The organism is Fodinicurvata sp. EGI_FJ10296 (assembly GCF_040712075.1).
Taxonomy (GTDB): domain Bacteria; phylum Pseudomonadota; class Alphaproteobacteria; order DSM-16000; family Inquilinaceae; genus JBFCVL01.
The window spans coordinates 700,282-725,558 of sequence record NZ_JBFCVL010000001.1 but is presented as its reverse complement, the minus strand read 5'-3'; the positions used below and the strand labels follow the sequence as shown (position 1 = coordinate 725,558).

At 61.9% G+C, this 25,277-nt stretch carries 18 protein-coding genes; 2 read left to right on the top strand and 16 right to left on the bottom strand.

The window, feature by feature from the left end:
* Window positions 1-19: 19 nt before the first annotated feature.
* Both ABZ728_RS03255 and ahcY read right to left on the bottom strand, forming a co-directional pair.
* Entirely contained in the window at window positions 20-2,440 is a 2,421-nt protein-coding gene (locus tag ABZ728_RS03255; RefSeq protein WP_366654296.1) for an ATP-binding protein, read from the bottom strand.
* Window positions 2,441-2,796: 356 nt separating this feature from the next.
* Window positions 2,797-4,101 carry an adenosylhomocysteinase gene (gene ahcY, locus ABZ728_RS03250; RefSeq protein WP_366654294.1) on the bottom strand — a complete coding sequence of 435 codons (1,305 nt, stop codon included), beginning with the start codon at window positions 4,099-4,101 and terminating at the stop codon, window positions 2,797-2,799.
* A 282-nt stretch (window positions 4,102-4,383) separates the two neighbouring features.
* Here ahcY and ABZ728_RS03245 point away from each other — a divergent pair, with 282 nt between their 5' ends.
* Entirely contained in the window at window positions 4,384-5,511 is a 1,128-nt protein-coding gene (locus tag ABZ728_RS03245) for an aminotransferase class V-fold PLP-dependent enzyme (protein WP_366654293.1), read from the top strand.
* A gap of 48 nt (window positions 5,512-5,559) precedes the next feature.
* On the opposite strand, the gene ABZ728_RS03240 is transcribed toward ABZ728_RS03245, so the two are convergent.
* The 5 genes from ABZ728_RS03240 to glpK form a co-directional block, all read right to left on the bottom strand.
* Window positions 5,560-6,657, bottom strand: a complete 1,098-nt coding sequence (locus ABZ728_RS03240) for a sn-glycerol-3-phosphate import ATP-binding protein UgpC (RefSeq protein ID WP_366654291.1) — start codon at window positions 6,655-6,657, stop codon at window positions 5,560-5,562.
* Between the two features lie 6 nt (window positions 6,658-6,663).
* The gene (ugpE, locus tag ABZ728_RS03235) at window positions 6,664-7,506 is read right to left on the bottom strand and encodes a sn-glycerol-3-phosphate ABC transporter permease UgpE (protein WP_366654290.1); all 843 of its coding nucleotides are present in this window, start codon (window positions 7,504-7,506) and stop codon (window positions 6,664-6,666) included.
* On the bottom strand, window positions 7,506-8,396 hold the full coding sequence (gene ugpA / locus ABZ728_RS03230) for a sn-glycerol-3-phosphate ABC transporter permease UgpA (protein WP_366654288.1): 891 nt from the start codon (window positions 8,394-8,396) through the stop codon (window positions 7,506-7,508). The genes ugpE and ugpA overlap by 1 nt, the downstream gene beginning before the upstream one ends.
* A 150-nt stretch (window positions 8,397-8,546) precedes the next feature.
* A complete protein-coding gene (gene ugpB / locus ABZ728_RS03225) occupies window positions 8,547-9,860 on the bottom strand; it encodes a sn-glycerol-3-phosphate ABC transporter substrate-binding protein UgpB (protein WP_366654287.1) in 1,314 nt (437 codons plus the stop codon).
* 267 nt (window positions 9,861-10,127) lie between these two features.
* Window positions 10,128-11,627, bottom strand: a complete 1,500-nt coding sequence (glpK, locus tag ABZ728_RS03220) for a glycerol kinase GlpK (RefSeq protein WP_366654286.1) — start codon at window positions 11,625-11,627, stop codon at window positions 10,128-10,130.
* Window positions 11,628-11,913: 286 nt separating this feature from the next.
* Between glpK and ABZ728_RS03215 the strand changes: the two genes are divergently transcribed.
* Complete coding sequence (locus tag ABZ728_RS03215; RefSeq protein WP_366654285.1) at window positions 11,914-12,726, top strand: M48 family metallopeptidase; 813 nt, start codon at window positions 11,914-11,916, stop codon at window positions 12,724-12,726.
* Here ABZ728_RS03215 and ABZ728_RS03210 read toward each other — a convergent pair.
* From ABZ728_RS03210 to ABZ728_RS03170, 9 genes are all read right to left on the bottom strand, one after another.
* Entirely contained in the window at window positions 12,723-13,631 is a 909-nt protein-coding gene (locus tag ABZ728_RS03210) for a CoA ester lyase (protein ID WP_366654284.1), read from the bottom strand. The genes ABZ728_RS03215 and ABZ728_RS03210 overlap by 4 nt on opposite strands.
* Window positions 13,632-13,670: 39 nt before the next feature.
* Entirely contained in the window at window positions 13,671-14,993 is a 1,323-nt protein-coding gene (gene odhB, locus ABZ728_RS03205; RefSeq protein WP_366654282.1) for a 2-oxoglutarate dehydrogenase complex dihydrolipoyllysine-residue succinyltransferase, read from the bottom strand.
* 154 nt (window positions 14,994-15,147) lie between these two features.
* Window positions 15,148-18,078, bottom strand: a complete 2,931-nt coding sequence (locus ABZ728_RS03200) for a 2-oxoglutarate dehydrogenase E1 component (RefSeq protein WP_366654281.1) — start codon at window positions 18,076-18,078, stop codon at window positions 15,148-15,150.
* Window positions 18,079-18,367: 289 nt separating this feature from the next.
* A complete protein-coding gene (gene sucD / locus ABZ728_RS03195) occupies window positions 18,368-19,243 on the bottom strand; it encodes a succinate--CoA ligase subunit alpha (RefSeq protein ID WP_366654280.1) in 876 nt (291 codons plus the stop codon).
* Window positions 19,243-20,439 (bottom strand): ADP-forming succinate--CoA ligase subunit beta, encoded by a 1,197-nt coding sequence (gene sucC / locus ABZ728_RS03190; RefSeq protein WP_366654278.1) that lies wholly within the window; start codon window positions 20,437-20,439, stop codon window positions 19,243-19,245. Before sucC ends, sucD begins: the two co-directional genes overlap by 1 nt.
* Before the next feature lie 279 nt (window positions 20,440-20,718).
* A complete protein-coding gene (gene mdh / locus ABZ728_RS03185; protein ID WP_366654277.1) occupies window positions 20,719-21,669 on the bottom strand; it encodes a malate dehydrogenase in 951 nt (316 codons plus the stop codon).
* Window positions 21,670-21,971: 302 nt separating this feature from the next.
* Entirely contained in the window at window positions 21,972-22,931 is a 960-nt protein-coding gene (locus tag ABZ728_RS03180; RefSeq protein ID WP_366654276.1) for a hypothetical protein, read from the bottom strand.
* 225 nt (window positions 22,932-23,156) lie between these two features.
* Window positions 23,157-24,419, bottom strand: coding sequence for a cell division protein ZapE (zapE, locus tag ABZ728_RS03175; RefSeq protein WP_366654275.1), 1,263 nt, complete (start codon window positions 24,417-24,419; stop codon window positions 23,157-23,159).
* The gene (locus tag ABZ728_RS03170; RefSeq protein ID WP_366654274.1) at window positions 24,419-25,201 is read right to left on the bottom strand and encodes a succinate dehydrogenase iron-sulfur subunit; all 783 of its coding nucleotides are present in this window, start codon (window positions 25,199-25,201) and stop codon (window positions 24,419-24,421) included. Before ABZ728_RS03170 ends, zapE begins: the two co-directional genes overlap by 1 nt.
* Window positions 25,202-25,277 lie beyond the last annotated feature (76 nt).

Sequence of the window (25,277 nt, the reverse complement as noted above, 5' to 3'; positions counted from 1 at the left end):
AGTGACAACCGGAGGTGCGCTACTCGCGTTCCGCAACGCTGTGCAAGGCCTCGACCGCCGGTCGGGCGGCAGGCTGGCGATCAGCGACGGACGCACCCGACAGGCCGATCGCGTATTGCGCATCGTCGGGAGGGATCGACCCGCCGCTTGCCGGCAGCAAGCAGCTTATTGTCGTCCCCTCGCCGGGATTGGAAACGAGTTCCAGACGCCCGCCGTGCAGTTCCACGAAGCTTTTGACCAGGGCGAGCCCCAGACCGATGCCACCGTTACGAACGTGCCGCTGGCCCTTTTCGAACCGCCCGAAGACCCGACGCTGGTCGGCCTCGGGGATGCCGACACCGGTGTCGCTGACGGCAAGACGAATCACGCCCCCCTCGCGCCGGCCCCACAGCGTGATCCGCCCGCCGGGCGGGGTGAATTTAATGGCATTCGAGACAAGATTGTAAAGCGCCTGGCGTAGGCGCCGGTCATCGGCGTCCACGCCGCCGATGTCGTCCGGGCAATCCATCTCGACTTTGAGACCTTGCTTGCCGGCCCATTCCCGCGTCAGGTCATGAACCTTGCCTAGGATCTCGCGGATATCGATGCTGCGGCGCTCCAGCGACATATAGCCGGCCTCGATGGTCGCCAGATCGAGAATGTCATCGATCAACTGCAGCAGCCGGTTGGAAGCGTCGATGATGCTGCCGGTATAGTCGCCCTGACGTTCGTTAAGTTCGCCGAAATACCGGTTGTTCAGGATTTCGGCGAAGCCCAGAATCGCGTTCAGCGGTGTGCGAAGCTGATAGGATACGTTGGCGATGAATTCCGATTTCAGCCGGTCGGCTGTTTCCAGCGCCTCGTTCGACGCCCGCAGCGCCTGCTCCACACGATCGCTGTCGGTCACATCGAGGGTGGAAATCAGCTTGCCGCCATCGGGCAAGGGGACGGCCGAGATCGACACCACCGATCCATCGTCGCGCCGCAGCCGGCGCGTTTCGGCGTTGCGTTCCAGCCCCAGCGACAGCAGATCGCTCCGGCGCACCGGCCAATCCTGTTCGTGTGCAAATCGCGACTGAACGGAATCGACGATCGCCGAAAAATGGGGCGATCCGCCGACGTCTTCGGGACTCAGTCCCCAGATGCTGAGAAATGCCGGGTTATACAATTTGAGACGGCCGTCACTCCCCAGAACGGCGACCCCCTCCTCAAGATTGTCCAACGTCTCGTTCTGAACCTGGAGCAGGGTATTATAGCTCCGCTCAAGTGCCAGGGTGCTGGTGACGTCCTCGATCACGAACAACAGTCCCCCGAAAGGGTGCGGTGTAATGAATTGTCGCAGCGTTCGGCCGTCCGGCAGGTGCAGCATGTCCTCCTGGCGCTGGAGCACCGATGTGAACAGTTCGGTCTGGCTGCGCTTGTACGTCTGGAAATCGGCGAATTCGGGGAATATCCGGCGTTCGCGCAGATGTTCGAGCACCTCGCCCAGCGTCGGCCCGGCATCCAGCCATTCTTCGTCCAGACCCCAGAGTGTGACATAACCGAAATTGTAGAATTTCAGCCGACGGTCCGGCCCGAATATCGCGATCGCCGACTTCAGATGCTCCAGCACCTCGCCGTGAGCCGCGATATGGCGACCGAGATCGGCACGGGCGTCTTCCAGCGACGTCTGATCCAACGCATAGCCAACCGTCCGGTGCAGGCCGCCGCGGGCTGCCCCGTTTCCGGGCAACGGCAGCGGCGCTTCGGCGATCCGCATGTAGAGGCGTTGACCGCCGACGATGACATGGCGATCCGTCGACTCTTCCGCCGAAGCTTCACTTGCACGGCGATAAAGATCGAGTCCCCGGACCAGTTCCGTCCCGTTCGCGGATACTCCGCGCTCGTCGGTGTCGACAGCCGCCCGGTACGCTTTATTGCCCCAGCAGACACGGCCGTCACCATCGCGCTCCCAAATCGGGATCGGCAATGTATCGAGTATCGCGCGGGCCCGCTCGACCCCGGCACGGGCCTCGGCTGCTTCGGTCTGATGCGTCGACGCGCCGGCCTGGGCGCTGGAAGTGGCAGCGACGAGATCGGTCACATCCGTGCCCAGAGCGATCGAAACAGTACCGCTCGTCGGCAAACGCACGAGCGTGTCGACCAAACGGACCGTACGCCCCGCAACTGTATGATCCTCGACAAATAGCGAGGGATCCTCCGAAGGCCGTACGCGCCCCGCCCTGTCGCCTGGCTCGTGATCGCCCAGAAGCATCGACCAGGCGCCGGTTCGATAGGGTTGCCCCCCACCATAGCCAAGCCGTATCGGAAGGCGCTCGAGAATGGCCTTGATCCGTGCCGCTTCACGTTCGGCGGCCTCGGCCCGTCGATAGAGCCGAAAAGCCACGATCGCCAGTCCCGCCGAGAGAACGGCGACGGCAACGATGACGACCATAAAGACGGGGACAGACACGGTGTCCACTTTTCGAGGTCCCATCGGGCTAAAAAAAGAGGGCGGCAGACTGCCGCGAACGGATGAATGCCGACGGCAGCAAGGGCACCCTCGCCAGCGTTCGAAATTTACTTTAATGGATGGATACCGCCATTCGCAACGTCAGCGCTACCTCTTGCGGACAAGAACGCGTCAGCGGCGTCATTCGAAAGCAGTATACGACACGCAAAAAAGGGCGGCCCTCCCAAGGAGAAGCCACCCAAGTCTCTCCACCCAAGCCGACACCCAAAAGGCGCCGGCCGGGGCTGGAGGCACATCCGCTTTTTCAGTCGGCGCTCGGGTACTGCAGGCGTTGCCTGCCGTCTCCGTTCGCCGAAACCGTTCGATCAGTAGCGATAGTGATCCGGCTTGAACGGGCCGTTCTTTTCGATACCGATATACTTGGACTGCTCGTCGCTGAGCTGCGTCAGACGCACATTCAGCTTCTTGAGGTGAAGAGCAGCGACCTTTTCGTCCAGGTGCTTCGGCAGGACGTAAACCTGCTTGTCGTACTTGGCGTGGTTTTCCCAGAGCTCGATCTGCGCCATCACCTGGTTGGTGAAGGAGGCGCTCATCACGAAGCTCGGGTGGCCGGTGGCGCAGCCCAGATTGACCAGGCGGCCCTTGGCGAGAACGATCAGCTTCTTGCCGTCAGGGAATTCGACTTCGTCGACCTGCGGCTTGATCTCGTCCCACTTGAAGTTGGACAGAGCGTTGATCTGGATCTCGCTGTCGAAGTGACCGATGTTACAGACGATCGCCCGGTCCTTCATCTGGCGCATGTGGTCGACGGTGATGACGTCCACATTACCAGTCGCGGTGACGAAGATGTCGCCCATCGAAGCGGCCTCGTCCATGGTAACGACTTCATAGCCTTCCATGGCGGCCTGAAGCGCACAGATCGGGTCGATCTCGGTGACCATGACCCGGGCGCCCTGGCTGCGCAGGCTCTCTGCAGAGCCCTTGCCAACGTCGCCATAACCGGCGACCACGGCAACCTTGCCGGCAATCATCACGTCGGTGGCGCGCTTGACGCCGTCGACCAGGCTCTCGCGGCAACCATAGAGGTTGTCGAACTTGGACTTGGTGACACTGTCGTTGACGTTGATGCAGGGAACGGCCAGCGTACCCTTCTTCGCCATTTCATAGAGACGCAGCACGCCGGTCGTGGTCTCTTCGGAGATGCCGAGAACGTCCTTGAGAAGCTCGGGGTACTTCTCGTGCATCAGGCCGGTCAGATCGCCGCCGTCGTCGAGGATCATGTTCGGCGTCCAGCCGTCCGGACCCTTGACGGTCTGCTCGATGCACCACCAGAACTCTTCTTCCGACATGCCCTTCCAGGCAAAGACCGGAACGCCGGTGGCCGCAATGGCCGCGGCAGCCTGATCCTGGGTCGAGAAGATGTTGCAGGACGACCAGCGAACCTCGGCGCCCAGCGCCGTCAGGGTCTCGATCAGAACCGCAGTCTGAATGGTCATGTGCAGGCAGCCGGCAATACGGGCGCCCTTCAGCGGCTTGGAAGCACCGAATTCTTCGCGGGTCGCCATGAGACCGGGCATTTCCGTCTCGGCGATGGCGATTTCCTTCCGGCCCCAGGCAGCAAGCGAAATGTCTTTGACCTTGAAATCTTGCGAACCGCTTGCGTCAGGCATGGATGAAACTCCTTGGAATAGTCTTTGAAATCGTGAATAGCCGCCGCGCGTCCGATCGCGCCGGACGGCTTCCGTGCCCCCTTCTAGCAGCATCGACCCTACCTATCAAGCATAAAGATATCTTTATGTCTTTGTGGCCGAAGGGTCCGGTTTCGGGCTTGGCTTGTGGGCTGCGAACCGGCTTCGGTCGGACAGGTCCAACGGCAGAGGGCAAATTCTGCTGGTCTCGATAGTATGTTCGCCATTAGGCTGCGCCAAATTCTGGAAAAAAGGAGAATCCGCATGCCCGGTTTGCGCCCCGATGTCGATCCCGATGGCCTGATGGAGTTCTCGGTCGTCTTCACCGACCGGTCGCTCAATCACATGTCCGCCAAATTCCAGGGCGTGATGCGCGATCTGAGCGGAATGCTGCGAGACGTCTATTCCGCCGAGTCGGTCGCCCTCATCCCGGGCGGCGGCACCTTTGCCATGGAGTCAGTGGCGCGGCAGTTCGCGACAGGCGCCCGAGCCCTGGTCGTTCGCAATGGCTGGTTTTCCTATCGCTGGAGCCAGATTTTCGAAGCGGGCGGGTTCACCGAAGAGACGACGGTGGTGATGGCGCGATCGGCCGACAACACCGTCCGTGCCCCCTTCGCGCCGCCGCCGATCGCCGATGTCGTGGCGAAAATCCACGAGGTCCGGCCGGACTTCGTTTTTGCGCCCCATGTAGAAACATCGTCGGGCCTGATCCTGCCGCATGACTACATCAAGGCCATGGCCAGTGCGGCCCACGAAGTCGGCGCCTTTGTCGTTCTGGACTGCGTCGCCAGCGGCTGCGTCTGGGTCGACATGGTCGAGACCGGCGTCGACATACTCATCTCCGCCCCACAAAAAGGCTGGTCGGCCTCCCCGTCTACGGGTCTGGTCATGATGTCGGCGCGCGCGCACGAGCGCCTGCAGGAAACGACCTCCGATTCCTACGCCCTGGACCTGAAGAAGTGGCAGTCGATCATGGCCGCGTACGAAGCCGGCGGCCATGCCTATCACGGCACCTTGCCGACCGACGCATTGGTCGGGCTACGGGATGCCATGGTCGAAACGAAATCACATGGACTCGAAGCCATGGCAGCCGCGCAATGGGCGCTCGGCGACGGTGTGCGCGCCATGCTCAGGGAAAAGGGTGTCGTATCGGTCGCCGCAGACGGTTACGGCGCTCCGGGGGTGGTCGTATCTTATACCGACGATCCGGACATCCAGAACGGCAAGAAATTCGCCGCCGAGGGCATGCAGATCGCGGCTGGCGTGCCCCTTCAGGTCGGAGAAGGCGACACGTTCCGCACCTTCCGGCTCGGTCTGTTCGGATTGGACAAGCTGACCGATGTCGACGGCACGATGGCGCGACTGAAAAGCGTCGTGGACCGCGTTCTCTAGGATCGCACCCCGTCCGCCGCCGATGGCGGGTGCCGGCCTCCTGCTGCGCTAGCGGGGGTCGGCCGCCACGGAGCGGCCCGACTGTTCGTCAAAAAGGTGCAGTTGGCCTTCTTCCACGGCGAGCCGGATGCGGTCGCCGTGGCGCAACCCGGGTGTTCCGGGCAACCGCGCCAGCAATGTCGCCCCTTCGGCATCCATACGAAGATGAATGATGGTGTCGGCGCCGAGGGCTTCGACCAGTTCGACCTGACCGTCAATGACCCGTTCAGCATCGGCTTCGGTCGCCTGACGCAGATGCTCCGGCCGGATGCCCGCCGTGACCGACCGGCCGCCGTTGCCCGCGGCCTTGGAGGACGCAACGCTGTGATTGCCGGGTAGCAGAACATGACGTCCGTCGGGATCGACGCGGGCGGGAAGAAAGTTCATTGCCGGGGAACCGATGAAACCGGCAACGAAGACCGATGCCGGATGGCTGTAGACATCGATCGGCGTTCCGATCTGTTCGGCGATTCCACCATTCATCACCATCAAGCGGTCACCGAGCGTCATGGCTTCGACCTGGTCATGGGTCACATAGAGCGACGTGACACCCAGCCGGGATTGCAGCCTTCTGATCTCCACGCGCATCTGCGTCCGAAGCTTGGCGTCCAGGTTGGACAGCGGTTCGTCGAAAAGAAAGATCGACGGCTTGCGGACGATCGCCCGGCCCATCGCCACCCGCTGGCGCTGACCGCCGGAAAGCTGACGGGGGCGTCGATCGAGGAAGTCCCGGATTTCCAGCAGCGTTGCGGCTTCTTCGACGCGCCGCGTGATCTCGTCCTTTGGCACCTTTGCAATTTTCAGGCCATAGGCCATGTTGTCGAAAACCGACATATGCGGATAAAGCGCATAGTTCTGAAACACCATCGCGATGTCGCGATCCTTTGGCTCCAGATCGTTGACGCGCTTGCCATCGATCGCCACTTCGCCGGACGAGATTTCCTCCAGTCCGGCAACCATGCGCAACAGCGTAGATTTCCCGCACCCCGACGGCCCCAGCATCACCAGGAACTCGCCGTCGGCAACAGCGCAATCGATGCCCTTGATCACCTCTTCGCGGCTGCCGGCATAAGTCTTGCGAGCGTCCGATATCGTGAGTGTCGCCATTGTCGCTTACTTCTCGCTATCCACAAGGCCCTTGACGAACCAACGCTGCATGAGAATCACCACCAGTACCGGCGGGATCATGGCGAGCATGGTCGTGGCCATTACGATGTTCCATTGTATCCGATCGTCGCCGACATTGATCATCTGATAAATACCGATCACGATCGTCTCCAGGTTATTTGTTATCAGTAGCGGCCAGAGATACTGGTTCCAGCCATAGATAAACAGGATGACGAACAGAGCGGCGATATTCGTTTTCGACAGCGGAATCAGAATATCCCAGAAAAACCGCATCGGACCGGCGCCATCCATGCGCGCGGCTTCCGTCAGTTCGTCGGGTACCGTCAGGAAGAATTGCCGGAACAGGAATGTTGCCGTTGCCGATGCGATCAGCGGTATCGTCAGCCCGGCATAGGTATCGATCATACCCAGTCGCGCAACGACCTCGTAAGTCGGCAGGATGCGCACTTCCACCGGCAGCATCAGCGTGACGAAAATCATCCAGAAGAAGAACATCCGGAACGGGAACCGGAAATAGACGACCGCGAAGGCCGAAGTCAGGGATATGACGATCTTTCCGACCGTGATGACGATCGCCATGATGAAGCTGTTCATCATCATGTACCAGGCCGGCGTCGCACCGGAGAAGGCACCGCCCGCCTGAATGGCCCGCATATAATTCTCGACGAACTGGGTACCGGGCACCAGGGGCATCGGTGCCCTCGACACGTCCTGCAAGGTGTGCGTCGAGGCGACGAAGCCGATGTATAAAGGGAAAATGATGATGCCGATGCCCAGCACGATCAGGGCATGGCTCATGAAGGTCATGAAAGGGCGGCGTTCGACCATCAGTAATGCACCCTCCGTTCGATGAACTTGAACTGCACCACCGTCAGGACGATGACGATCGACATCAGTATGACGGACTGAGCCGCACTGCTGCCGAGGTTCAGGCCGATGAATCCGTCGTTATACACCTTATAGACCAGGATGTTCGTCGCCCCTGGCGAGCCCGGACCGCCGTTGGTGACGGCATGGATGATCCCGAAGGTTTCGAAGAACGCGAAAACCACATTGATGACGAGAAGGAAGAACGTCGTCGGGGATAGAAGCGGGAAGATGATCGTCCAGAAGCGCCGCGAAGGCCCGGCACCGTCGATGGCCGCCGCTTCGATCAGGCTCTTGGGGATGGACTGAAGTCCGGCCAGAAAGAACAGGAAATTATAGCTAACCTGCTTCCAGGCGGCGGCGAATATCACCAGCCCCATTGCCTGTGTTCCATCCACCCGGTGATTGAACCGCACGCCGAATTCATGGAGCAGGAAATACGATATGATGCCAACCGACGGCGTGAACATGAACAGCCACAGGACGCCGGCCACGGCCGGCGCAACGGCGTAGGGCCAGATGATCAATGTGCGATAGGCACCTGCGCCCTTGATGACGCGATCGGCCATGACGGCCAGCAACAGTGCCGCCCCCATCGACAGCGCCGCCACGCTGATACTGAATACCACCGTTACCTGCAGGCTGCTCAGATAGGACGGGTCCGCGAACAGGCGCTGGAAATTCTGCAACCCGACAAAGGTCGTTCGCAGGCCGAATGGATCCTGTCTGAGGACGGATTGATAGAGCGCCTGGCTTGCCGGCCAGATGAAGAAGACCAGTGTGATGATGATCTGTGGCGCTACCAGGAGATACGGTAGGAGCCCGTGCCTGAAAGTCACGCGCTTGTGCATAGGCGACCCGCCTAAAAAAGTGATGATACCGCCGCTCGGCCTTCAAACTGCCGATATCCGGCACGGGCAGCCCCGCTGACTGAAATGCAACCGGGCGAGAGGTGGCGAACTGCCACCCCTGCGCCCGGTCCGGCTCATTGAGCAGTTCGACTAGTTGAGGTCTTCCTCGAACTGGCGCAGCAGCTCGTTGCCGCGCGAGACGATCGCGTCGAGCGCTTCTTCGGCCGACTTGTCGTCGCCCCAGACGGCCTCGAGTTCCTCGTTGATGATCGTACGGATCTGAACATAGTTGCCGAACCGCAGACCACGGGAATTATCGGTCGGCGGGTTCAGATTCATCTGACGGATCGACGTGTCGAAGCCGGGATTTTCTTCATAGTAACCCTGCTCCTCGGTCAGCTCGAACGCCTGATTGGTGATCGGCAGGTAGCCGGTCCGCTGGTGCGACGATGCCTGTACTTCCGGAGACGAGAGATAGTTGAAGAAGTCGGCCACGCCGGCATAATCTTCCTGATCGTGCCCCTGGAGGACCCAGAGCGTCGCGCCGCCGATGATCGAGTTCTGCGGTGCGCCCTCGACGTCCGGCCAGTACGGCAGCATGCCGATGCCGAAATCGAAGTCAGCGCCGGCGCTGATGTTGGCGTAACCGGCGGAGGATTCGAAGAACATGCCGCATTCGCCGCTGACAAAAAGCTGAGTCGCGTCGCTCTGCCGTCCACCGTAGGTGAACAGTCCGTCATCCATCCAGCCCTTCAGCGCTTCGATATGGGCGATATGGGTGTCTGAATTGACCTGAAGTTCGGTATCGAAGCCGGCAAAGCCGTTCTGCCGGGTGCCGATCGGCAGGTTGTGCCACGCCGAGAAGTTCTCGATGTGGATCCAGTCCTGCCAGTTGGTCGAGAAGCCGCAGTCGACCGCGCCGCTGTCGACGAGCTGCTGAGCGGCTTCGCCGAACTCCGGCCAGGTTTCCGGCGGGCTGTCGGGATCGAGACCAGCGTCTGCAAAGGCATCCCGGTTATAGTACATGACCGGCGTGGAACTGTTGAACGGCAACGACAGCATGTTGCCTTCCGGTGTCGTGTAGTATCCGACGACGGCCGGCAGATAGGCGTCCGGGTCGAACGCCGTGTCCGTGTCCGCCATCAACTCATGGATCGGATAGATCGCGCCTTCGGCGGCCATCATGGTGGCGGTGCCGACCTCGAAGACCTGCAGAATGTGCGGCTGCTCGCCGGAACGGAAGGCAGCAATGCCGCCCGTCATCGTTTCGGGATAGGTGCCGCGATAGGATGGGACGACGACGTAATCATCCTGGCTTTCGTTGAAGCCCTCGGCCAGGTCATCGACCCATTCGCCGAGCGCGCCGGACATTGCGTGCCACCACTGAATTTCAACCTGAGCCTGAGCCGGCGCGGCGACCAACATTGCAGTGGCGGACGCTGCCAGCAGATGACGAAGCTTCATTTCTAATAGCCCTCCCAAATTGTCATGCGACTTTGCTTATGCACCGTATGCAATGACGGCCGCGTGACCGATTTATGAACCTTTTGTTACACACTCCCTGTCTAGCTGACTCGTTGCGCAAATCCAAGCGCAGAAATACGCCCCGAAGCGTCGAACTGCGAACATTCGCGAGACCGAACCGCGCGTGAATGACGCATTCAGCCCAACCAAGGCCCAAAGGTGGCCCCAGGGCGGACCCTGGGGTGCCCCCCCCGGGTGGAGGTGGTGTCAATCGGACGCGATGCCCCGGGCGTGGCGAACGGCTTTGTGCCATCCGGCCAGAAGCCGTTCGCGCCTGCCGGCCTCCATCGATGGCTCGAACCGCCGCTCTGATGCCCATTGCGCCGACAGCGATTCCAGCCCGCCATACACGCCCTCCGCGAGCCCTGCGAGATAGGCCGAGCCAAGGGCTGTCGTTTCCGTCACGACTGGACGCTCGACAGGAAGATCGAGAATATCGGCCAGGAACTGGCAGACCCAGTCATTCACCACCATGCCCCCGTCGACTCGCAGCGCCGGCGGCATGGCCGCGCCATCGGCGCGCATCGCCGTGATCAGGTCGGCGGTCTGAAAGCCGACGCTTTCCAGTGCGGCGCGAACGATATGGGCCGGTCCGGCATCGAATGTCAGGCCGCTGATGGTGCCGCGGGCATCGGGATCCCAGTGGGGTGCGCCCAGTCCCGAAAACGCCGGCACGAAATAGACGCCGTGATTGTCCGGCACCGTCACCGCCAGCGATGCCGTACGCGCGGCGGAATCGATGATCCCCAGGCCGTCGCGCAACCACTTCACCGTGGCGCCGGCGACGAAAATCGACCCTTCCAGGGCATAGGTTGTCTTTCCATCCAGCCGATAGGCCACTGTCGTCAGCATCTTGTGCCGGGAAACGACGGCCGTCTCGCCCGTGTTGATCAACGCAAAGCACCCGGTGCCATAGGTGGATTTGGTCATGCCGACATCGAAGCAGGCCTGCCCGAACGTGGCCGCCTGCTGGTCGCCGGCCATGCCGCTGACGGGAATGGCGTTCCCCAGCAGTGCCTCGGACGCCAGCCCGAATCGTCCTGAATTGTCGCAGACCTCCGGCATCATGGCGCGCGGTACGCCGAACAGATCGAGCAGCTCGTCGTCCCATTGCTGTGTATGAATGTTGAACAGCATCGTGCGCGAGGCGTTCGTGGCGTCAGTCTTGTGGACGGCGCCATCGGTCAGCTTATAGAGCAGCCAGCTGTCGATGGTGCCGAAACACAGCCGCCCCTGCTCTGCCCGGCTGCGCGCGCCATCCACGTTGTCCAGGATCCATTTGATCTTCGATCCCGAAAAATAGGCATCGATGACGAGGCCGGTCCGCTCGGCAATCATCGGTCCGTGTCCGCTGTCGACGAGCGACCGGCAATAGTCGCTGGTCCGCCGATCAAGCCAGACGATCGCCCGGTGGATCGGTTTGCCGGTTTCGCGGTCCCACACGACCACCGTTTCACGCTGGTTGGTGATGCCGATCCCGGCGATCAATTCAGCCGGCACGCCGGCCTTGGCGACCGCATCGCGCACGACGGCAACGACATCCGCCCAGATTTCCTCCGCATCGTGCTCGACCCAAGCGTCGGCGGGATAATGCTGGGTAAATTCCTTCTGCGCAGTCGCGACGGGGCGGCCGCCAGCGTCGAAGACGATGGCGCGCGTCGATGTCGTTCCCTGATCGATGGCCACGATATAGGCGGATGCTGCCACGGTCTGTCCCTCCCCATTCGATCGAGCGCCTGATCTACGCCGATTTTCGAATATGAACATTCATGTTGCGTTTATGACATTGTTGTTCTCTTAGCATCCTTTGGTCGCGGCGCAAAGAGGCCACCGGACACGGATAGCGGGCACCAACACCGCCACCCTCGGGCACTCGTTGTGGCGCATTCCCTCAGGACGTCAAAGCCTTGCCGTCGCAATCCCTTGTATCGGCCGCTGCCGTGTTTCGGCTATGATAAGTCCGTAACTGCCGGTGATTCCCCAGAGGGCGCGGATGCCCGATTTCTTCAAGGCCTTGTCCCGATCGGGGACCCGTTCGGTCAAACGGCCGGGGTTGCTTTCGACTCCGCCGACGTCGCTATCACTGGCCATCGACGGCCAGGATATCGAGATCAGGATTGTCCGGTCCGCCCAGGCGACGCGCCTGACGCTGCGTCAGGACATCCGCAGTGGCGGGTTCAGGTTGACGCTGCCGCTGGGCGTGTCGATGCAGACGGCCGATGACATGGTCCGGCGCCATAGCGGTTGGCTGGCCGCGCAAATCAGAAAGAGCCCTCAGAAAGTCGCTTTCGAGCCGGGGGTTCCAGTTCCGGTTTGCGGACGGGACCGGCTGATCCGTCACGATCCTGAAACCGGCCACCGCGTGATCATGAGTGACGATGCCCTGACCACCGGCGGCGATCCCTGCCACGTCCCGCGCCGGGTCGAGGATTTTCTGCGACTGCTGGCCCGCGACAGCCTTGGCAGCCATGTCCGGCACCACGCCCAGCGTCTGGGACGGCCCGTAACCGGCATCGCCGTGCGCGATACCGTTTCGCGTTGGGGCAGCTGTTCCTCAACCGGCCGTATCAACCTGTCCTGGCGGCTGATTCTGGCGCCGGAATGGATTGCCTCTTATGTCGCCGCGCATGAAGTGGCCCATCTGGCCGAGATGAATCACGGCCCGCGCTTCTGGCGCCTGTGTCGGGAACTGTTTCCGGAGACCGACGCAGCACGGGCCTGGCTTCGGCACCATGGCACGGGTCTGCACCGATACGGCGGTCCGGCACCGGTCCCTCAAAAGGCTCCAGAGTCCGGGAAGAACTAACTGTGTCCCTGGCCGCCGGCCTTTCCGATCTTTCCAATCGCTTCGGCGAGCGCGACGAGGCGTTGCGCCTCGGTGACGTGAAGCGATTCGATGAGACGCCCGTCCACGACGGTAACGCCGCGGCCGTCGCGAATCGCTTCGGAATGCGCGGCAATGATCCGCCGGGCCCGGTCGACCGCCTCGGATGACGGCGCGAAGGCCGCGTTGGCCGCATCGATCTGTTTGGGATGGATCAGCGATTTGCCGTCAAAGCCCAGATCGGCGCCCTGCCGGCAAACGGCCTCCAGACCCGCCGCATCGGTGAGATCGGCATGGATGCCGTCAATCACGACTATCCCATAGGCTCGCGCAGCGATGAGGCAGGTGCCCAGAGCAACCACCATCGGCAAACGGTCGGCGGTGTCGTTTACGTGAAGGTCCTTGGCCAGATCCTGCGTGCCCATGATGAGACCGGCCAGGCGCCCACCGCCAACTGCAGCAACGGCGGCCAGTTCCCGGACATTGAGGACTCCCATCGGCGTTTCAACCATGCACCATATCGCCAGGCCGGGCGGCGCTCCCAAAGTGTCCAGCCGCCGGCCGGCGTCGGTGATGACGTCCGGTGACTCGACCTTGGGAAGGACGATTCCGTCAGCACCGGCCGTGGCCAGTGCGTCCAGATCGGCTGGTCCCCATGGGGTGTCCAGGGCGTTGATCCGCACCAGCACCTCACGCGGCGCCAGCCCGCCGGCCCGCAATCGCTCAACGACCGCATTGCGCGCCGCCGGCTTCGCATCGGGCGCCGTGGCATCTTCCAGATCGAAAACCACCGAATCGGCAGCAAGCGTTCCCGCCTTCGCCAGCGCGCGCTCGTTCTGGCCCGGCATGAACAGCATGGACCGCCGCGGCCTGGTCGTTGCGCTCATCGGTTCACCCCAACCCACTGGACGCCTCTTGCCGGCAAATCAGACCTCAAGCAGCAAGCGCTGCGGGTCTTCCAGATATTCCTTCACCCGGACCAGGAACGTCACCGCTTCCTTGCCGTCGACGATGCGGTGATCGTAGCTCAACGCCAGATACATCATCGGCCGGATCTCGACCTTGCCATTGATCGCCATAGGCCGGTCCTGGATCTTGTGCATGCCCAGAATGGCCGATTGCGGCGGGTTGAGGATCGGCGTGGACATCAGCGAGCCATAGACACCGCCGTTGGAGATCGTGAAAGTGCCGCCGGTCAGGTCGGCCATGCTCAGCTTTCCGTCCCGCGCCTTCTTGCCATAGCCGTTGATCGTCTGCTCGACCTCGGCGAAGGAAAGCCGATCGCAATCGCGGACTACCGGCACCACCAGCCCCTGCGGCGTGCCGACCGCGACACCGATGTCGTAATAGTTCTTGTAGACGATGTCCGTACCGTCGACCTCGGCGTTAACCGCCGGCAGTTCCTGGAGAACCTGTACACAGGCCTTGATGAAGAACGACATGAATCCAAGCCGTACGCCGTGCTTCTTCTCGAATCCGGCCTTGTACGCTTCGCGTACCTCCTTCATAGCGGTCATGTCGACCTCGTTGAAGGTGGTCAGCATGGCCGCGGTGTCCTGGGCTTCCTTCAGCCGCCGGGCGATCGTCTGGCGCAGCTTGGACATCCGGACCCGCTCCTCGCGGTCCTTTTTCGGGCGATCGGTCGTCGCCGGCCGCTCGAATGCCGGGATATCGATCGTCATCGTACCGCCGGAATCGCGTTTGGCCTCGGCCTTTCCGCCGGAGGGTTTGGCGGCCCCGCCTTTGCCGTCCAGATGATCCTGTACGTCCTGCTTCGTGATGCGGCCGTCCTTGCCCGTACCGGCAATCTTGCCGACATCCAGCTTGTTGTCGGCAATCATCTTGCGGGCCGCCGGCATCACCGCCGTATCGTCATCCGACCCTTGGGAAGCGTCCGCCGCCAACTGCGCGGTACTGCCGCCCTTTTCCGAACCGGACGTTTCAGCGGATTTGGTTTCGGCAGCCCGGGTGTCGGAAGAAGCCGCCTCTTTGCTGCTCGCGGCTGCGCCGCTGCCGGCACCGATCGATCCCAGCTTGGCGCCGACTTCGACGGTTTCGCCTTCGGACACGACAATGTCCTCCAGCACGCCGGCTTCGGAGGCGTTCACCTCCAGCGTTACCTTGTCCGTCTCCAGTTCGACGACGGCCTCGTCACGATCGACTTTATCGCCCGGCTTTTTCAGCCATTTGGCGATGGTTGCTTCCGTTACGGATTCGCCCAGGGCCGGAACGACGATATCTGTGCTCATGGTCGGATACCTGCTGTTTTCTACTTCCGCGCCAATGCGCCGACAAGGAGTGTGCGTGGGCATCGGGTACCGGCGGTTTCCACTTTTTCAGCGGTGACGACGGCAATCGATGCCCGGAACTCAGTCATTCCCGGCAAAACCCGGGTCCTGCCCTTTAGCTTCCGTCAATCGTCAGGGCCTGATCGATCAAAGCCGCCTGCTCGCGCTGGTGCCAGCGCACGACGCCTGTCGCGGGAGATGCGGCTTCCGGGCGGCCGGCATATTTCGGCCGCTTCGCCTTGTGACCGATCTTTTCCAGCATTGCCTCGATCCGTCGGTCGGCAAAATACCATGCGCCCATATTGGCCGGCTCTTCCTGGCACCAGACGACGTCGGCGTTCGGGTATTTCTCGACTTCCTCGGACAGCGCCTTTTCAGGGAACGGATAGAGCTGCTCCAGCCGCACCAGCGTAATGTCGTTCAGCTTGCGGGCGTCGCGTTCCTGAAGCAGGTCGTAATAGACTTTGCCTGTGCACAGAACGACCCGCTTGACCGATTTGTCCTGCTTGTCGCGTCCATTCTCGAAAAGCACCCGGTGGAACGTGCTGTTGCCGACGAATTCCTCGATGTCGGAGACAAAATATTTCTGGCGAAGCATCGACTTCGGCGTCATCACGATCAACGGCTTGCGGAAATCACGGTGAAGCTGGCGCCGAAGGGCGTGGAAATAATTGGCCGGAGTCGTCGGATAGATGACCTGCCAGTTGTCCTCTGCACTCTGGTTCAGGAACCGCTCCAGCCGGGCCGACGAGTGTTCGGGTCCCTGTCCTTCGTAACCGTGAGGCAGCAAGAGGACGAGCCCGGACATCCGCAGCCACTTCTGCTCACCGGAGGAGAGAAACTGGTCGATGATGATCTGGGCGCCGTTGCAGAAATCGCCGAATTGGGCTTCCCAAAGCGTCAGGGCTTTCGGCTCGGCCAGCGAATAGCCGTACTCGAAGCCCATGACCGCAAACTCCGATAGCGGACTGTCATGCACCTCGAAGGCGGCCTGCCCCGGGGCGACATTGTTGAGAGGAACGTATTTTTTCTCGGTGTCCTGGTCGATCAACACCGAATGACGCTGCGAAAACGTACCCCGGCCGCTGTCCTGGCCGCTGAGACGGACCGGGAAACCCTCGTGGCACAGCGTGCCGAAGGCAAGCGCCTCGGCCAGGGGCCAGTCGATGCCCTTGCCTTCGTCGATGGCCTTGGCCTTGGCCTTGAGCTGGCGGACGATCTTGCTGTTGGCGTTGAACGTCTCCGGAACATGGGTAATGGCCCGGCCGACTTCGCGCAGTGTCTTCTCCGCAACGGCCGTCCGTCCCCGGCGCTCCTCGCCCGTTGCGATCGAAAGGCCCTCCCACGCACCGCCCAGCCAGTCGGCCTTGTTGGGCTTGTAGCTGGACGAGGCCTCGTATTCCTTTTCGAGCTTCTGCTGGAATTCTTCCGCGAGCCGCTCGCCTTCGCCCTTCTCCAGAACGCCTTCGGCCTCAAGCCGCTCGGCATAGACTTGCCGTGTGGTCGGCATCCCGGCGATGGTCTTGTACATCAGCGGCTGGGTGAAGGCCGGCTCATCACCCTCGTTGTGCCCGAACCGTCGATAGCAGACGACGTCGACGACGACGTCCTTCTTGAATCGCTGGCGAAACTCGATGGCGATCCTACTGGCATGGACGACGGCTTCGGGATCGTCGCCGTTGACGTGAAGGATCGGCGCCTGGATTCCCTTTGCAACATCGGTCGGATAGGGCGACGAGCGCCCGAATTTCGGCGACGTCGTGAAGCCGATCTGGTTGTTGACGATGAAGTGAACGGTCCCGCCGATCCGATAGCCCTTCAATTCGGACAGCATCAGTGTTTCCGGCACGACGCCCTGGCCGGGAAAAGCCGCGTCGCCATGAAGCAGCAGCCCCATGACCTTCTCGCGCTCGGTGTCCTTTTGCTGGGCCTGCTTGGCGCGGACCTTGCCGACGACGACGGGATTGACGGCTTCGAGATGGGAGGGGTTCGCCGTCAGCGACAGATGGATGGTGCTGCCATCGAAATCGCGGTCCGACGACGTGCCGAGATGGTACTTGACGTCGCCGGAGCCCTGAACATCCTCAGGACTTGCAGGATTGCCCTGGAACTCGGAGAAAATCGCGGCGAACGGCTTGCCCATAACATTGGCCAGGATGTTCAGCCGCCCCCGATGGGACATGCCGATGACGATTTCCTGAAGACCAAGCTGGCCGCCGCGTTTCATGACCTGTTCGATCGCCGGCACCAGCGACTCCGCACCATCGAGGCCGAATCTCTTGGTCCCGGTGTATTTGAGGTGCAGGAATTTTTCGAAGATTTCCGATGCCGTCAGCCTGTCAAGAATGGCCCGACGCCCCCGCTCCGTGAAATCCGTACGGTTTTCGGCCGATTCGATACGCTCTTGTATCCAGGCTTTCTGTTCCGGATCCTGAATATGGAGGTACTCGACGCCGATATGACCACAGTAAGTGGCCCGCAGCCGCTCCATGACCTGCCGCAGGCTCGCCCGTTCGAAGCCCAGCACCATATTCAGATAGATCGGCCGATCCATATCGGCTTCGGTAAAGCCATATGTCTTCGGATCGAGCTCAGGGTGATGTTCGCGTTTTTCAAGACCGAGCGGATCGAGCTGAGCCTCGAGGTGTCCGCGGACACGGTAGGCGCGCACCAGCATCAGCGCCCTGATGCTGTCCATCGTTGCCTGGACGAGTTGTTCGTGGCTGGCCCCCTCGGCCGGCGCAGCGGCACCGTTCCCTTTTTTCGCCCCCTTTGCCGGGGGCGGGAGCGCCGCGGTCAGCTCGAAAGCGTCGGCATAGGGCGCCGTATCCGGCGACAGATCAGCCGCGCCGTTTTGCGGCTGCGACCAGGACGGCCCCGTCACGTCACTGAGCGCCTCCTGGGCCTCCGTGCCCAGCGACCCGAAGAACGACCGCCAGGATTCGTCAACGGAAGTCGGATCCTCCCGATACCGTGCGAACAGATCGCCGATAAAGCTGGCGTTGTGCGCAAAAAGGAACGAAGTCTGCTCTGCCTGACTGCCCATCGTACTCGATTCGGCGAACGATACCGTCCGCCGCCCTGTTAACGCGGTTCCCTGCCGTCCCGGCCTTGCGTGGAGAGCCATTGCTCTCCACGGCGCCAGAACAGCAAGACGCCACCGGAACCGCTCCCGATGGCATCCATTTGCTGTCCATTATGATGTCCCGAAATCCCATGCCGGCCGGACCGACCCCGATCAGATCGCTCCAGCGCCGGAAGGGCGCTCATCGTCCGAGACAATTCCGGCGCCCTTGCAACGGCTGCGACATTTCGGGACGGATGGACGACCACCATCAGCCTTTCAGGGCCTCAACCATCGTTGATCCGAGACTCGCAGGGCTGTCGGCGATGTGGACGCCTGCCGATCGCATGACATCGATCTTGTCTTCGGCGCCGCCCTTGCCTCCGGCGATGATCGCACCGGCATGCCCCATGCGACGTCCCGGAGGGGCCGTGCGACCGGCGATAAAGCCGACTACGGGTTTCTTCGATTTGGCCGCCTTCAGGAATTCGGCTGCCTCTTCCTCGGCCGATCCACCGATCTCGCCGATCATGATCATGGCTTCGGTCTCGTTGTCCGCCAGGAACATTTCGAGGCAGTCGATGAAGTTGGTGCCGTTCACCGGGTCGCCGCCGATCCCGATGCAGGTCGACTGCCCCAGCCCCGCCGCCGTCGTCTGCGCGACGGCTTCGTAGGTCAGTGTGCCCGACCGGCTGACGATGCCGATCTTGCCGCGCCGATGGATGTGCCCCGGCATGATGCCGATCTTGCAGGCATCCGGCGTGATCACGCCCGGGCAGTTCGGCCCGATCAGGCGCGTGCCGGACCCCTCAAGGGCGCGCTTGACCTTGACCATATCGAGGACGGGGATGCCCTCGGTGATGCAGACGGCCAGCGGAATCTCCGCGTCGATCGCCTCAAGGATCGCATCGGCGGCGAAGGGCGGCGGCACGTAAATGACCGTCGCATCGGCACCGGTCTTGTCGCGGGCTTCGGCAACCGTATTGAAGACCGGCAGATCGAGATGCGTCGTTCCGCCTTTGCCGGGACTCACGCCGCCGACCATACGGGTGCCGTAGGCAATGGCCTGCTCGGAATGAAAGGTACCCTGATTGCCGGTGAAGCCCTGGCAGATTACCTTGGTGTTCTTGTCGACGAGAACAGCCATTACCTGGCCTCCTTCACGGCAGTAACGATCTTATCGGCGGCATCGGCAAGATTGTCGGCGGAAACGATCGCCAGACCACTCTCGGCCAGTATCTTCTTGCCCAGTTCGACGTTGGTGCCTTCCAGCCTGACGACGAGCGGCACATGAAGCGCCACCTCACGCGCTGCGGCCACGATGCCCTCGGCAATGACGTCACACCGCATGATCCCGCCGAAAATGTTGACCAGAATGCCCTCAACATTGGCGTCGCTGAGGATCAGCTTGAAGGCGGCCGTGACCTTTTCCTTGGTCGCACCGCCGCCGACGTCCAGGAAATTGGCCGGCGACCCGCCATAAAGCTTGATGATGTCCATCGTCGCCATGGCGAGACCGGCGCCGTTGACCATGCAGCCGATATTGCCGTCGAGCTTGATGTAGTTCAGATCGTGCTTGCCGGCTTCGATCTCGGCAGGATCTTCTTCGGACTCGTCGCGCATTTCGGCGATTTCAGCATGCCGATAGAGCGCGTTGTCGTCGAAGTTCATTTTGGCGTCGAGGGCGAGGATTTCGCCGTCACCCGTGACGACCAGCGGGTTAACCTCGACGGTGGAGGCATCGAGTTCGATGAACGCCTGGTACATGGCAGTAAGGAACTTGACGCAGGCCGACACCTGCTTGCCTTCCAGCCCCAGCGCGAACGCCACCTGCCGGGCATGAAACCCCGACAATCCGGTGACGGGATCGATGTCGATCGTGATGATTTTTTCCGGCGTTTCGGCGGCGACTTCCTCGATTTCCATCCCGCCTTCGGTCGAGGCAATCACGGTAACGCGCGAGGTTGCCCGGTCGACCAGCAGCGAGAGGTACAACTCGCGGCGGATGTCGCAGCCTTCCTCGATGTAGACCCTGTTGACCAGTTTGCCGTCGGGACCCGTCTGCTTCGTCACGAGGGTGTGATTGAGCATCGCCGCGGCATTGGCAGAGACGTCCTCGACCGACTTGACGACGCGCACGCCACCCTTGCCGTCCGGATCCTCCTTGAAGCGGCCGGCGCCGCGGCCACCTGCATGAATCTGGCTCTTGACCACGTAAACGGGGCCGGAAAGCTGTTTGGCCGCTTCCGCCGCTTCGTTCGGTGTATAAGCAACACCGCCCGAGGGTACGGCGACTCCGTATCGCTTCAACAGGCTTTTGGCCTGGTATTCGTGGATGTTCATTTGATCCCGTCCGGTTGGTGGCCACCCGACATGACAGCGTTGGCGGTACCGGACCCGGCAGGCGATCGCATGACCGCCGCGCCCGGCCCGGAATGCCTCAATGGCGCTGCACCATACCATCTGTCGCGCCGGGGGCAACCGGGAACAGGTGATTTTTCGCCAGCAATGCACCAAGGGGCACCCGGCACAACACGCAGTGAGGCCGTGGAGCGACGATTACTGTCGTCCCGCGATACCGCCGACGCCGCATCAGGGCGTCGGCCGCTTGAAAGTGGCAAATCAGGAAACCGAGTTGACGACCTCGACCAGAGTTTTGACCGCGTTCACCGACGCGTCGAAATTCTTGCGTTCCTCGTCGGTGAACTCGACCTCGACGATCCGCTCAACGCCGTTTTTGCCGAGGACAGCCGGCACGCCGATATAGAGCCCGTTCACGCCGTATTGTCCGCTCAGGTGCGCCGCACAGGGAAGGACGCGCTTCTTGTCCTTCAGATAGCTTTCCGCCATCGAGATAGCGGACGAAGCCGGTGCGTAAAAGGCTGACCCGGTCTTGAGCAGGCCAACGATCTCGGCGCCGCCGTCGCGGGTGCGCTGCACGATGTCGTCGATGCGTTCCTGTGTCGACCATCCCATCCTGATCAGATCGGGAATGGGGATGCCGGCTACGGTCGAATAGCGCACCAGCGGCACCATCGTGTCGCCATGACCACCGAGAACGAAGGCCGTTACGTCTTCGACGGAGACGTCGAACTCTTCGGCCAGGAAATGGCGGAATCGCGCGCTGTCAAGGACGCCGGCCATGCCGACGACCTTTTCCGGCCTGAAGCCGGTAACCTTCTGCATCACACCGACCATGGCGTCGAGCGGGTTGGTGATGACGATGACGAAAGCGTCCGGGGCATGGGCCTTGATGCCTTCGCCGACCGAGGTCATGACCTTGGTGTTGATGCTGACGAGATCGTCGCGGCTCATCCCGGGTTTGCGGGGCGACCCGGCGGTCACGATCACGACATCGGCGTCCTTGATATCGGCGTAGTCGTTCGTGCCCTTGACACTGGCATCGAATCCTTCGACCGGCGCGGCCTGGGCAATGTCGAGACTCTTGCCCTGGGGCGCGCCCTCGATGATATCGAACAGAACGATGTCGCCCAGGTCCTTCAGACCAGCGAGCAGCGCCAGTGTGCCGCCGATCTGACCGGCACCGACAAGCGCGATCTTCTTACGAGCCATCCTTTAGATTCCCCTTCATGCTGTGACCGGGCGCGGCCTAGTTCCAAAACGCCCAATTCATCTCCGGAGTTCCGGATTCGTCTCGCGCGGCCGCCGAGTGCCCGACCGGCCGTCCCGCAGGCGATCGGCAAAGCACCGGTCGTTCGGCAGATTGCGCGCCGCAGCAAAACATCATGGGGTTTGGTATCGCTTTTCGCCCGGCCTGACAAGCTGTGCGCATGCCCGGCTCCCGGCAGGAGTCCGGGTTCGAGGACATTCCATGACTCCGGCGTCGGCACGATACCGGCCAATCGAGCGAAATTTCAGCGCGCGCGCGCGGAGTCGCCGCTTCGGCCACCCGGCCATTGCGGCCGCTGCGAGGCATCGCGGGCGGAAAGGCCGGAGTCGAGCGCCCGGTGGCGTGGCACCATCCAGAACTGACCGCCGCCCTCGCGTCGTGCGGCATCCGCAGCCGAGGGCAAGACAATGCGACGGCTGGAATCGCTCCCGTTGGCACCCCCCCAATGGGAGTCCACCCAATTGGGGTCGGACTTCGCGGCTTCGGGCCGACCGGATTCGCCGAGGAAGACGTCTTCAAGGCACCGGCGCAGGATGTCGGTGCTCTGGCTCTTGCGCATCGACGTGATGCGGGTGATGAGTTCGAGCTGAAATTGTCGCGGCAAACGCTTGATATTGCGCAGCATTGCCACCTTCGCCTGCACGGAAACCTTGCGACTTTCGATGGTGTTCAGAATCAACTGCCGGACGGTCGCGGGCGATAGCGAACAGCGATAGCTGAGGCACAGCAGGTCGTCCATGATCGTCGGCGGCGATTCGCCATCGACCGCGAGCCGGCGCAGATAGGCCGCCATGGCCTGCTGGGCATTGGCGCGATCGTCTTCGATGCGCCGGCTGGTCGCCGTGGCAAATCTTTTGAGAGCATCGATGTCGAAACCCTGCTTCGCCACCATCAGCACGCCCTTGCGGACGACGGGATGGCGGCTGCGGGAATGCATCACCTTGGCGACCTGATTGCGGACGCGGCTACCGGCCGCACGGGGCAGCAACCGGTTCGCGGCGGCCAACGCGGCCGGGCAGAACGGATCCTTGACCGCCATCATCGACAGGACGATCGGGCTTTCGAAACCGCCGAGATCGAGGTCGTCGTTCAGCAGATCCTCGGGCTGAAGATAGCGATCTTCAAGATCGGGCGCCAACGCCGGCAACCCCATACGATAGCGCGATTTCAAGGCATCCAGATATTCACTGGTATCAGGATCCATCTTCCAAGAGAAATCCCTGCGGTATCCCATCGATCTCTCGACCCCTGCCCGGTAAGTGGCGACTAGCGTTTACGAATGGTTCGCTGATGCGTGCCGACATGCACCCGGCAACCCTAGCAGCAACTGCGTTAACAAATGCTTGCCGCAAATGCGGGATATACCATCGCAGCTTGATCGAGGCAGGAGTCCGCGCGGTTTTCGTGCATGGCCGGAGGTCCGGCGGCCCTATGCCGGTCGATGCTTCGGCGTTGTCGCCAGATACTCGGCGGACTGCATCTCGATCAGCCGCGACACTGTTCTCTCGAAATCGAAGGCGGCTGTCTCCCCGACATACAGTTCATGGGGCGGTGCATCGGCCGAAACGATAATCTTCGTACCCTGATCGTAAAGGGCATCGATCAGATTGACGAATCGCTTGGCTTCGTTGCGCTCATCCTCGGTCAGCTTCGGTATGTCCGAAATCATGATGGTGTCGAACGCATCGGCCAGAGCAAGATAATCCGCCGCGCCCAGGGGTCGACGGCAGAGATCGTCGAAGCCGAACCAGGCCACCTCGGCGGCGGCCTTCGGTATCGGTACGTCCCGGCCGCGCATGTGCAACGTCCGCCGTTCAGCCTTTGCGGCACCGGCCAGACGGTCGAATGTCGCGCCCATCGCCTTGTCGGCGGCCGGACCTGCGGGGGTATGGTAGACGGTCGTTCCCCGCAGGCTGTCGAGCCGGTAATCGCGGCCGCCATCAAGATGGAGAATGTCCAGCCGCTCTTTCAGCAGGTCGATGAACGGGAGAAATCGCCGCCGCTGAAGCCCGTCTTTATACAAATCGTCGGGCGCAATGTTGCTGGTGGCCACCATAACAAGGCCACGGTCGAACAGCGCCGTGAACAACCGGCCCATGATCATGGCATCGGCGACGTCGGAAACATGAAATTCGTCGAAGCACAAAAGCCACGCCTCTTGCGCCAGTTCGTCGGCGACATCAATCAGCGGATCGGACGCACCGCCGGACAGCTTGCGGATCAATGTCGGCGCTTCGGTTTCGGCCTGGCGCGCGGCGTGCAGCCGATTATGTACGTCAAGGAGGAATTCGTGGAAGTGAACGCGGCGCTTCTCAGTGACCGGAACCGTGCGGTGGAAAATATCCATCAGCATCGATTTTCCGCGGCCGACGCCGCCGAAGAGATACAGTCCTTGAGGCGCCGGGTCCGGCCGGCGCGCCAAACCCAGCCGGACCCGCCAGCCGGTCTGGCCCTGCCCCGGATCGTAGCCCTGCAGCGCCTTGGCCAGGCTCTGCAGTTTTTCAGCCGCCAGTTCCTGGTGGGGGTCTTGCGTAATCGCACCCGATCGCACCAGTGACCGATAGGCGGCGATCGGGCCGCCCTCGCCGACGGCCGATTCGAACGCCGTCGCAAAGCCGGTTTCGCCGTCCGGCGTAACGGTGGAGGCCGGTTTGCCGATCCGCGGTTCCGCCGATCCCGCCGCCTCCGGCATCAGATCCGGCGCTCGACCATCATCTTCTTGATCTCGGCGATCGCACGCGCCGGATTCAGGCCCTTGGGGCAAGACTTGGTGCAGTTCATGATCGTGTGACAGCGATAGAGCCGGAAAGGATCTTCCAGGTCGTCGAGTCGTTCGCCCGTGTACTCGTCCCGGCTATCGCCAAGCCAACGATAAGCCTGAAGCAGAATGGCCGGTCCAAGAAACTTGTCGCCATTCCACCAGTAGCTCGGGCACGAGGTCGAACAACAGAAACAGAGAATGCAGGTCGTCGCCTCGTCGATCGCCCGGCTGTCCTCCGGTGACTGCAACCGTTCGCGATCCGGCGGCGGCTGGGTTTCCGTGCGCAACCACGGCTTGATCGATGCGTATTGCGCATAGACGTGATTGAGATCAGGCACCAGATCCTTGATCACCGGCATATGCGGTAAAGGATAGATGCGGACGTCGCCCTCGATCTCCTCGATCGGCTTCAGGCAGGCCAGGGTATTGACGCCGTCAATGTTCATCGCGCAGGAGCCGCAGATGCCCTCGCGGCAGGACCGGCGGAAGGTCAGCGAACTGTCCTGCCGGCTCTTGATATGGATAAGAGCGTCCAGCACCATCGTGCCGCAGGTTTCCGTATCGACTTCGAACTCGTCGAGCCGCGGATTGCGATCGTCATCGGGCGACCAGCGATAGACCTTGAACGTACGGGTCTTTTTTGCCCCGGGCTGCGCCGGATACCGCGATCCCTTTTCGACTTTGGCGTTACGCGGCAGAGCTAGTTCAACCATACTTTCCTGTTCCTCAACCCCGGAGCCGATGACGGCATAACCGAACACAATGAATGTCCGTCGCCGCCCAATCCAT

What these genes read in the sequence shown, in the direction of transcription:
- mdh (WP_366654277.1), bottom strand. Translation starts at nt 21,669, where the DNA reads ATGGCTCGTAAGAAGATCGCGCTTGTCGGTGCCGGTCAGATCGGCGGC.
- ABZ728_RS03200 (WP_366654281.1), bottom strand. Translation starts at nt 18,078, where the DNA reads ATGGGCAGTCAGGCAGAGCAGACTTCGTTCCTTTTTGCGCACAACGCC.
- sucD (WP_366654280.1), bottom strand. Translation starts at nt 19,243, where the DNA reads ATGGCTGTTCTCGTCGACAAGAACACCAAGGTAATCTGCCAGGGCTTC.
- odhB (WP_366654282.1), bottom strand. Translation starts at nt 14,993, where the DNA reads ATGAGCACAGATATCGTCGTTCCGGCCCTGGGCGAATCCGTAACGGAA.
- ABZ728_RS03215 (WP_366654285.1), top strand. Translation starts at nt 11,914, where the DNA reads ATGCCCGATTTCTTCAAGGCCTTGTCCCGATCGGGGACCCGTTCGGTC.
- ahcY (WP_366654294.1), bottom strand. Translation starts at nt 4,101, where the DNA reads ATGCCTGACGCAAGCGGTTCGCAAGATTTCAAGGTCAAAGACATTTCG.
- sucC (WP_366654278.1), bottom strand. Translation starts at nt 20,439, where the DNA reads ATGAACATCCACGAATACCAGGCCAAAAGCCTGTTGAAGCGATACGGA.
- ugpB (WP_366654287.1), bottom strand. Translation starts at nt 9,860, where the DNA reads ATGAAGCTTCGTCATCTGCTGGCAGCGTCCGCCACTGCAATGTTGGTC.
- ugpE (WP_366654290.1), bottom strand. Translation starts at nt 7,506, where the DNA reads ATGGTCGAACGCCGCCCTTTCATGACCTTCATGAGCCATGCCCTGATC.
- zapE (WP_366654275.1), bottom strand. Translation starts at nt 24,419, where the DNA reads ATGCCGGAGGCGGCGGGATCGGCGGAACCGCGGATCGGCAAACCGGCC.
- ABZ728_RS03240 (WP_366654291.1), bottom strand. Translation starts at nt 6,657, where the DNA reads ATGGCGACACTCACGATATCGGACGCTCGCAAGACTTATGCCGGCAGC.
- ABZ728_RS03170 (WP_366654274.1), bottom strand. Translation starts at nt 25,201, where the DNA reads ATGGTTGAACTAGCTCTGCCGCGTAACGCCAAAGTCGAAAAGGGATCG.
- ABZ728_RS03180 (WP_366654276.1), bottom strand. Translation starts at nt 22,931, where the DNA reads ATGGATCCTGATACCAGTGAATATCTGGATGCCTTGAAATCGCGCTAT.
- ABZ728_RS03210 (WP_366654284.1), bottom strand. Translation starts at nt 13,631, where the DNA reads ATGAGCGCAACGACCAGGCCGCGGCGGTCCATGCTGTTCATGCCGGGC.
- ugpA (WP_366654288.1), bottom strand. Translation starts at nt 8,396, where the DNA reads ATGCACAAGCGCGTGACTTTCAGGCACGGGCTCCTACCGTATCTCCTG.
- ABZ728_RS03245 (WP_366654293.1), top strand. Translation starts at nt 4,384, where the DNA reads ATGCCCGGTTTGCGCCCCGATGTCGATCCCGATGGCCTGATGGAGTTC.